General features: G+C 75.0%; 10 protein-coding genes and 1 tRNA gene. All 11 read right to left on the minus strand.

The window, feature by feature from the left end:
* Nucleotides 1-117: 117 nt before the first annotated feature.
* The 11 genes from ACWFQ8_RS25540 to ACWFQ8_RS25590 all read right to left on the minus strand — a co-directional run bounded on the left by ACWFQ8_RS25540 (nt 118) and on the right by ACWFQ8_RS25590 (nt 8,174).
* A complete protein-coding gene (locus tag ACWFQ8_RS25540; RefSeq protein ID WP_453788598.1) occupies nt 118-789 on the minus strand; it encodes a DUF305 domain-containing protein in 672 nt (223 codons plus the stop codon).
* Nucleotides 790-907: 118 nt separating this feature from the next.
* Complete coding sequence (locus tag ACWFQ8_RS25545) at nt 908-1,366, minus strand: DUF6153 family protein (protein ID WP_453788599.1); 459 nt, start codon at nt 1,364-1,366, stop codon at nt 908-910.
* A gap of 59 nt (nt 1,367-1,425) precedes the next feature.
* A complete protein-coding gene (locus tag ACWFQ8_RS25550) occupies nt 1,426-1,974 on the minus strand; it encodes a DM13 domain-containing protein (RefSeq protein ID WP_453788600.1) in 549 nt (182 codons plus the stop codon).
* A 123-nt stretch (nt 1,975-2,097) separates the two neighbouring features.
* Nucleotides 2,098-2,171: transfer RNA gene (locus ACWFQ8_RS25555), tRNA-Pro, on the minus strand.
* 95 nt (nt 2,172-2,266) lie between these two features.
* Nucleotides 2,267-2,626, minus strand: a complete 360-nt coding sequence (locus tag ACWFQ8_RS25560) for an MmcQ/YjbR family DNA-binding protein (RefSeq protein WP_453788601.1) — start codon at nt 2,624-2,626, stop codon at nt 2,267-2,269.
* 94 nt (nt 2,627-2,720) lie between these two features.
* Nucleotides 2,721-3,266, minus strand: coding sequence for a GAF domain-containing protein (locus ACWFQ8_RS25565; RefSeq protein WP_453788602.1), 546 nt, complete (start codon nt 3,264-3,266; stop codon nt 2,721-2,723).
* A complete protein-coding gene (locus ACWFQ8_RS25570) occupies nt 3,263-3,973 on the minus strand; it encodes a GTP-binding protein (protein ID WP_453788603.1) in 711 nt (236 codons plus the stop codon). Before ACWFQ8_RS25570 ends, ACWFQ8_RS25565 begins: the two co-directional genes overlap by 4 nt.
* On the minus strand, nt 3,951-4,289 hold the full coding sequence (locus ACWFQ8_RS25575) for a DUF742 domain-containing protein (protein WP_453788610.1): 339 nt from the start codon (nt 4,287-4,289) through the stop codon (nt 3,951-3,953). Before ACWFQ8_RS25575 ends, ACWFQ8_RS25570 begins: the two co-directional genes overlap by 23 nt.
* Before the next feature lie 152 nt (nt 4,290-4,441).
* Nucleotides 4,442-4,873 (minus strand): roadblock/LC7 domain-containing protein, encoded by a 432-nt coding sequence (locus ACWFQ8_RS25580; RefSeq protein ID WP_453788611.1) that lies wholly within the window; start codon nt 4,871-4,873, stop codon nt 4,442-4,444.
* A 35-nt stretch (nt 4,874-4,908) separates the two neighbouring features.
* Complete coding sequence (locus ACWFQ8_RS25585) at nt 4,909-6,636, minus strand: ATP-binding protein (RefSeq protein WP_453788604.1); 1,728 nt, start codon at nt 6,634-6,636, stop codon at nt 4,909-4,911.
* A 332-nt stretch (nt 6,637-6,968) separates the two neighbouring features.
* Entirely contained in the window at nt 6,969-8,174 is a 1,206-nt protein-coding gene (locus tag ACWFQ8_RS25590; protein WP_453788605.1) for an MBL fold metallo-hydrolase, read from the minus strand.
* Nucleotides 8,175-8,365 lie beyond the last annotated feature (191 nt).

The following is an 8,365-nucleotide window of genomic DNA, read 5'->3' on the forward strand; positions in this document are numbered from 1 at the left end:
CGAGGGCCCCCGCTGCGGCGGCATCCATTCTCCCACCCGAGCCGGGGCCGCGCCGCCGCGGGCCGGTGGAGGCCTGCGGCGGCGAGCCCCGGCGAGGTGTGCGCGGGCCGGCGTCCGTCAGCTCTTGCCGAGCAGCCCGTTCATCCGATCGATCTCGGCGCCCTGGGACGTGATGATGGCGTCGGCCATCACCCCGGCGTCCGGGAAGGCGCCGTCCGCCTTCTCCTGCTTCGCCATCTCGACCGCCCCCTCGTGGTGCTTGATCATCAGCTTCATGAAGGCGGTGTCGAAGGCCTTGCCGGAGGCCTTCGACAGCTCGTCCATCTCCTCGGCGGTCATCATGCCGCCCGCGCCGCCGTGCCCGGAGTGGTCCCCGGCGCCCTCGGCGGGCACCTGCTCGCCCCACGAGGTCAGCCAGCCGGACAGCGTCCTGATCTCCGGGTCCTGAGCCTTCCTGATCTCGTCGGCGAGCTTCTTCACCTCGGCCGACCCGGCTCGGGAGGGTGCGAGCGCGGCCATCTCCACGGCCTGGCGGTGGTGGGGGATCATCCCCTGGGCGAAGGCGACGTCGGCGGCGTTGTGCCGGCCCCGCGGGGCGGGTGCGGGTGCGGACGCGGACGGCGTCGTGGCGGTGTGGCCGTCGTGCCCGGCGGCGCCGGCGTCGGCGCCGGAGCCGTCGGACCCGCAGGCGGCCAGGACGAGCGAGGCCGCGGCGGCGGCCACGACGGCGGCGGTCCGGCGGACGGGGGAACGGCGGACGGGAGAACGGTGCGTGCTGTGCACGGTCATGGTGGTGCGACTCCTTGGTGCGCGGCCTTGCGGCGCGCGCGTCCGTACGGAAGAGGGCGTGTCGGAGCGCGGCACCCGTCCTCGGCCGGGCCGGGACGAGGGTGCCGTGCGGGCCGCTCTATATCCGCAGGAGTTGCAGCTCGGCCAGATCGGGCGGCGCGCGCCCGGCCCCGTCCGCCGCCGCCGGGCCGCCGGGTACGGCCCGGGGTGCGGGCGCCGCGCCGAGTCCCGCCGTGAGGGCGGGCGGCGTGTACGGGGCTCCGGTCCCGGTCGCGGCGCAGGTGCCGTCCGCGTGCCGGACGTGCCCGGTTCCGCCGGCCGTGTGCGAGCAGTCCCCGCCCGTACCGTGGGCGGCGGCCCCGTCGTGGGACCTCGCCGTACCGTGGGCGGCGGCCTCGTCGTGGGACCTCGCCGTACCGTGCTCGACCGCGGTGGTCGCCGAGGGCTGCGCCGCCCCGAGTACCGGGCGCGGTCCCAGGCCGTGCATGGCCAGCACCCCGGCCAGTACCACGAGCACCAGCAGCGCGAAGCCGCGCCCGGCGGGGCGGCGGCTCCTCGGCTGCTCGGCGGAGATCATGGGGTCATCGTACGAGCAGGAGCCGGCCGGTACGTGGCGGGATACCCCCGACCGGGTCCTCAGGCCGCGGTGAGGGCCGCCGCGCCGAAGGAGACGTCGAAGCGGTCGCACCAGATGCTCACGCTGGAATACCTCGACAGGTCGACATCGGCCGGAACGTCGTAGTTCTGGTCGCCCTTGTTCCCCTTGAGCTTGCCGAGGCTGACATGGGCACCGTCGTCGAAGACGCGCCAGCCCTCCACGCCCTCCTTGACCGGGGCGTCGGTGAGCCAGACCCGCAGATCCGGACCGTTGCTGGTGTCGAGGCCCTCCAGGCGCACCGTGTGCGAGCCGTCGGGCAGCCGAACGAGTTTCACCGTGCCGCTCGTCCGGTGCTCATGGCTGATCAACTCGCCCGAGGACACCACCCGCGGACCGGCCGGAGCCGTGGACGCGGACCCCGCGCCCGGCGCGGTCGGCGCCGAGGCGGCGGGCAGCGCCTCGCGCACGGTCTCGTCCCGCCACAGCTTCCACGGCTGGAACCAGTACGCGCCGGCGCCCGCGACCAGCACCGCCGCGGCCACGGCGGCGAGCACCACCGGCCGGCTCCACTTCCACCGACGCACCATGCGCCCCCCACTCCATCGGTCGTGACCCGGCCCCTGACGGACAGGATCCGCAAACGACCGAAGGGCCGTTCCAGATTGCTCTGAAACGGCCCCTCGACCTGCGACTACGAGGCGGACCTCTAGTCGGGACGACAGGATTTGAACCTGCGACCCCTTGACCCCCAGTCAAGTGCGCTACCAAGCTGCGCCACGTCCCGATGCCCGCTGACCTGGGGTTTCCCCTGGTTGAACGTGCAGGAGAACAATACCGCACTTCACGGGGTGGTCGCGCGCACCTTTTCCGGGCCGGCCCTCAGTCCGCGGGGCCCGCCAGCTCCGGGTGGGCCGCGGCCAGGCGCTTCGGAGCCGCCTGGAGCCAGGAGTCGATCAGGATCGAGCGCAGCTCAGCCGTGTCCACCGCCCCCAGACGGACCCGGATCCACGCGTAGTTGTCGTCGTGGCCCTCGCGCAGGAAGAACTTCTCCGGCTCCGCCGCGATCAGCTCGGCCCGGTCCTCCTTGGGGCACTTGACCCCGATCGCGGTGTCGTCGTCCGCCAGCGCGACGAAGATCTTCCCACCCACCCGGAAGGTGGGCATGCCCCAGGCGAGCTTCTCGCTGCTGTCCGGGAGCGACAGCGCGATCGTACGGACCTCGTCCGCGTTCGTGGCCATGCCCGCGGCTCCTCTCCGGTCACCGGTGCACCTCGTGCGACGACGGTAGACCCCGCCACTGACAAGCCGCGTGCCCGAAGCGCCCGCGCGGGACTCAGCCCTGCCGGTCCTCCCTCGCATGCAGCAGTTCCACGAGCTCCGCCGCCAGCTCCTTGACCGCGGCGAGTCCCTCCGTCCCCCAGCGCCTCGGCGCCACGTCCACCCCGCACACCGTGCCGAGCACCACTCCGCGCCGGTCGGTGACCGGTGCGCCCAGGTAGGACCGGACCCCGCTCCCGTCGACGACCGCGTTGCCCGCGAAGCGCGCGAAGTCCCGTACGTCCTCCAGCACCAGCGCCCGCCGCCGCACCACCACGTGCGGGCAGTAGCCGTGATCGCGGGCCAGCACCCGGGCGGGGTAGCCGCTCGGCGGGGCCTCGGGCGCGTGGTGCAGGCCGGCGAAGAACTGCCGTTCCTCGCCGATGAAGTTGACCCCCGTGTACGGCGCCGCGAGCACGTCCGCCACGCGCCGTGCGAAGGCGTCGAGCTCCGGGTCCGCCCGCTCCCCCAGGCCCAGTTCGCGCAGCCGGACGGCGCGTTCGGGCGCCTCCCGGTCCACCGGTGTGAGCAGCAGGTGTCCGGTCGATTCGTAGTACGTCATGACGGTTCCCCCGACTCCGAAGACGAAGAACTGAGCGCAGAACTGTGCGAAGAGCCGTCCTGAGAGCCGTGCGCGGAACGGGACGGAGGGCCGGCTGCGGACATGCACAGGAGGTGGCGGACGAGTGCGGCCAGTGTCCCCGTCCCGGAGCTCGCGAGGCGCGCGTCGCACCGTACGACGGGCACCTCGGGCCCGAGCCCCACCGCTTCGCGGACCTCGTCCGGCCCGTAGCGGTGAGCGCCGTCGAACTCGTTGACGGCCACGACGAAGGCGATGCCGCGCCGCTCGAAGAAGTCCACGGCCGGGAAGCAGTCGGCGAGGCGGCGGGTGTCGGCGAGTACCACCGCCCCGATCGCGCCCGCGCACAGCTCCTCCCAGAGGAACCAGAAGCGGTGCTGGCCGGGCGTGCCGAAGAGGTACAGCACGTGCCGGTCGTTCAGCGTGATCCGGCCGAAGTCCAGGGCGACGGTCGTCGTGGACTTCGCCTCGACCCCCTCCAGCGGGTCGTCGGCCGCACCGAGATCACTCAGCAGCTCCTCCGTGCTGAGCGGCGCGATCTCGCTCACCGCGCCCACGAAGGTGGTCTTGCCGGCCCCGAATCCCCCTGCGACGAGGATCTTCAGCGTGGCGGGCACGGGACCCGGCGGCCGGGCCCGGGCCGGGGGCCCGGCCTGGACTCCGGCGTCACAGTCGTTTGCGTAGGCCATCGAGCACCGCCCGGAGCAGTAACTGGTCATCGGCGGCGAGGGGACCGCCGCACGGGTATCGGGGCGCCTGCGCCATGACGGCCCCGCATTCCATCAGGTCGGACAGCAGCACCTTCACCACCACCGCCGGCAACCGCAGCTGGCCGGCAACCTCGGCGACGGTGACCGCCGCGGAGCCCGCGCACGTCCGCAGCGCGAGCGTGTGTTCGGCCCCGAGCGGGACGCGCGGCCGCACCCCGGTCGCGGTGACCAGGGAGAGCAGGTCCAGCGCGACGGCGGGCCGGGTCCGGCCGCCACTGGCGGTGTACGGACGCATCACGCGGCCCGCCGAGCCGTCGAGCCACGGTGTGTCCCGTCCGGTCGAGCGCCCCTGCGACACACCGCCTCCGGAGCCGGCGCGCGCGCCGCCCCCAGAGCCGGTCCCGTACGAGGTCTCCTGCGCGTACGCCCCCGTCCCGCGGCTCCTCATCACTGCGCGTCGGCGACGGGGCGCCGCGGCGCTGCCGCCAGGTAGGGGCGCACGCTCTTGACCAGCATCGCCATCTCGTAGCCGAGCACCCCGGCGTCGGCCTCGCGGTCGGCCAGTACGGCCAGGCAGGTTCCGGGGCCGGCCGCCGACACGAAGACGAGCGCCGTGGCGAGTTCGACCACCACCTGGCGGACCTCGGCGCCGGCCGCGAACCGGGCTCCCGCGCTGCGTCCCAGCGAGTACAGCCCGGAGGCCATCGCCGCCATGTGGTCGGCGCCGTCCGGGTCCAGTCCGTGCACGCAGGTCACGAGTCCGTCGGCGGTGAGCAGCACGGCGCTGCGCGTGTACGGCACGCGCTGCACCAGTCCGCTGAGCAGCCAGTCGAGGTCCGAGAGCCGGCCTCCGGTCTTCGTCGCCACTTCGCCGCCCATGGGGGTGCGCTCCTTGCTGAGGTGAGGGGTCGGGGTCATGCCTGGTTCTCCGACTGGGCGAGGCCGAAGCCCCGTTGGAAGGCGGCCATCAGGCCGGGATCGTGCAGGGGTTGCTCGGAGTCGCCGGTCCGCCGGGGCGCCGGGGCCTCCCGCAACTGGGGCGCGAGGTGCTCCTGGGCCCGGCGCCGGGGCAGCGACGGTCGGTCCTCGGCGGTACGGGCGGCCGGTACGGGCAGCGGCGCCCGCGGGGGAACGCCACCGGTCGCGCCCACCGCGTCGGGAGCGGTCCGGGGCGACACCACGGCCTCGCTCGGACCCCGGGCGGACCGGCCCGGCGCGACGGGCGCGGTCGGCGCGGCGGAGACGAAGGACCCGGCGGGCGGGGCCGTCGCGGGGGACGGGTAGGAGGGACGGGCCGGTCCGAAGGGCTCGGGTCGCACCGGCCCGGCGGGCTCGGTCCGGGGCAGGGTCATCCGTACGGGCTCCAGGGGCGGCGCCCCCCGCCCCTCCCCGGCGCCCCAGGCCGTGGGCCGGGATCCGCCGGCCTCGTCGGCGGCGCTCGGCGCCTCCGCGCCCAGTAGCTCCTGCGGCAGTACGAGGACGGCGAGCACGCCGCCGTAGATGTTCGACTTGAGCTCGACGGCGATCCCGTGGCGCCGGGCCAGCGCCGCGACCACGAACAAGCCGATCCGCCCGTCGGCGAGCAGGTGCCGGACGCTGATCTGGTCGGGGTCGCCGAGCAGGGCGTTCATCCGGTGCTGCTCCCGGGGCGGCATGCCGAGCCCCCGGTCCTCCACCTCGACCGCGATCCCGGCGGTGACCCGTTCGGCGCGCAGCACCACTTCGGTGTCGGGAGCGGAGAACACCGTGGCGTTCTCGACCAGTTCGGCGAGCAGGTGCACCACGTCGGCGACCGCGTGACCGCGGACGCTGCCGCCCGCCGGCGGCACCACCTTGACCCGGGTGTACTGCTCGACCTCGGCGACCGAGGAGCGGAGCACCTCGCTCAGCTCGATGGGCCGGGTCCACTGGCGGCGCGAGGCAGCGCCGCCGAGCACGGCGAGGTTCTCGGCGTGGCGGCGGATGCGGGTGGCCAGGTGGTCGACGTGGAAGAGCTCCTTGAGCAGGTCCGGGTCCTCGACCGTGTCCTCCAGGTCGTCCAGCAGCGAGATCTCCCGGTGCACGAGGGACTGGAGCCGGCGGGCGAGGTTGACGAAGACCTCCACCTTGCGTTCGCTGTCGGACGGGGTCACCGGGCCGGCCAGCCGTACGAGGGTGGCGTGCGCCTGCTCGCGGGCACCGCGCAGCTCCTGGGAGAGCAGCCAGAACTCGTCCACTCCCGCCGGGTCGACGCCGTGCGGCGGACCGCCCGGGCCGCCGCGCACCTGGCGGGGCGGGAGCTCGCCGCGCTCCAGCCGGTCGGCGACCGCCCGCAGCTCCTGGCGGCCGCGCGCGCTGGAGCGGCGCAGTGCCTCGCACCGGTCCCGGACGGCCTTGCCGGCGCGCCGGGCCCCGAGCAGGGCGGCGGCGAGCGCGCCGACGACGAGCAGGGCGCAGCCGGTGAGCACCGGCCACAGGCGGGCGTCCCGCTCGCCTGCTCCGCCGCCGAGCTGCAGGGTGAAGATCACCGCGGCGGCGCCGCTGAGGCCGGCGGCCAGCGTGGGCAGGACGGCGGCGCGGACCAACTGGGGGCGTATCTGCCGGCTCGGACCGGCGACGGCGTGTCTCGACGGGGAGTGGCGGGCTGCGCGGGGTCCGGACATCTTCGTCCTCGGTACGTGGGGCCCGGCCCCCAGCGTTCCCGGGGCCGGGTGTTGATCACCGGGTACCCACGCTAGACCGCAGTCTCACGCCTTGGACGGCCAGTTGGGGAACTTGGCGGGGTGCTTCCCGCTCCCGACGGAGCGCTCGCACGCCAGTCCGGATCCGCCGGGAGCGCGCACGCCCCGGCGTGCGTCCGGTGCCTGCGGCCTCCGGCGCGACCCCGCGTCCGCCCGGCTCTCCCGGCGTGTCCCGCGGTCCCGGTGCGTCCCGCGGTCGGGGCCGGTCGCGCGCTGCCAGAAGCGCGGTCCGGCCGATCGCGGCCGCAACCCGCTCAGGTCCCGACGGCCTCCGGCTCCGCGGTGCCGGTCGGGCGGGCTTCGACGGGCGGGGCCGCCGGCGCGGGGTCGACCACCGTGCGCGGCGCGGGCCCGCCCGCCACGAAGGGCCGCCACCAGGGCGCACGCGGGGCATCGGCGGAGCCGGGCTCGAAGGGCTGCCCGGGCACCGGCAGCGCGATCGCGGCGCCCGCGCCGGCCGCCGCGGCGACGGTCCCCTCGCCGGGCTCGTCCCACGGGTGCGGGGCCAGGTTGAAGGTGCCCCAGTGGATCGGCAGCATCGTGCCGTGCGGGATGCCGCCCTGGAGGTCGAGGTGGGCGCGCATGCCCTCCTCGGGGGTCATGTGGATGTCGGGCCAGTACTCCGAGTACGCGCCGATCTGGATCATCGTGGCGTCGAACGGGCCGTGCTCGGCGCCGATCTCCTCGAACCCGGGGAAGTAGCCGGTGTCCCCGCTGTGGAAGATCCGGTGCTCGTCGCCCCGGACGACCCAGGAGGCCCAGAGGGTGTGCTGCTGGTTGCGCAGGCCGCGCCCGCAGAAATGGCGGGCCGGGGTCGCCGTGAGCGAGAGCCCGGCGACCTTCACGGACTCGTTCCAGTCCAGCTCGCGAAGCCGGTCGGCCGCCACGCCCCAGCGCTCCAGGTGCGCGCCGACCCCGAGGGGGACCGCGAAGACCGTGTCCGTACCGGCCAGCTGCTTGATCGTGGGCAGGTCGAGGTGGTCGTAGTGGTCGTGGGAGATCACCACGACGTCGACCGTGCCGAGGGAGGCCAGCGGGACCGGCACGGGGTGCAGCCGCTTGGGCCCGGCGAAGGGGAACGGGGAGCAGCGCTCGCCCCACACCGGGTCGAACAGCACCCGGCGCCCGTCGATCTCCGCGAGCACGCTGGAGTGCCCCATCCAGGTCAGGCGCAGTCCGCTCGCGGGCGGCTTCGCCAGCTCCGCCAGGGTGGTCGGGTAGACGGGGATCGGCGCGCCGGGGTTGCGCCGGACCCGCTGCTCCTTGTGGAAGTAGATCTTGGCGAACTCCCGCATCGACCCCGAGGGCCTGGTCCGGGCCCCGACCGGGTTCTGGAAGGAGCCGTCGGCGAAGTGGGGTGAGCGGCGGATCCGCTCCAGCCGGGCGCCGGACGGGTCCGCGCCGAAGGCTTCGGGCCGCAGGGCGCGCAGCCGCGGACGCGGGGGACGGGAGCCGGTCAAGGCGCCTCCTGGGAGCGTGGGGGGCAGGACGGTCGTCGGTGTACGACCATCCCAACGCATACCGGCCCGGAAGGATTCCGGCTTCGGCCACCGACCGCTCCGGCGCCCCGCGCCGGCCCCCGTCCCGCCCCGTCACACCCGGGCGCGACCCCCGGGCCGGCCGGGGCCCCGGCCCCCGCTCGGGCCCGAGC

The organism is Streptomyces sp. NPDC055254 (assembly GCF_053606025.1).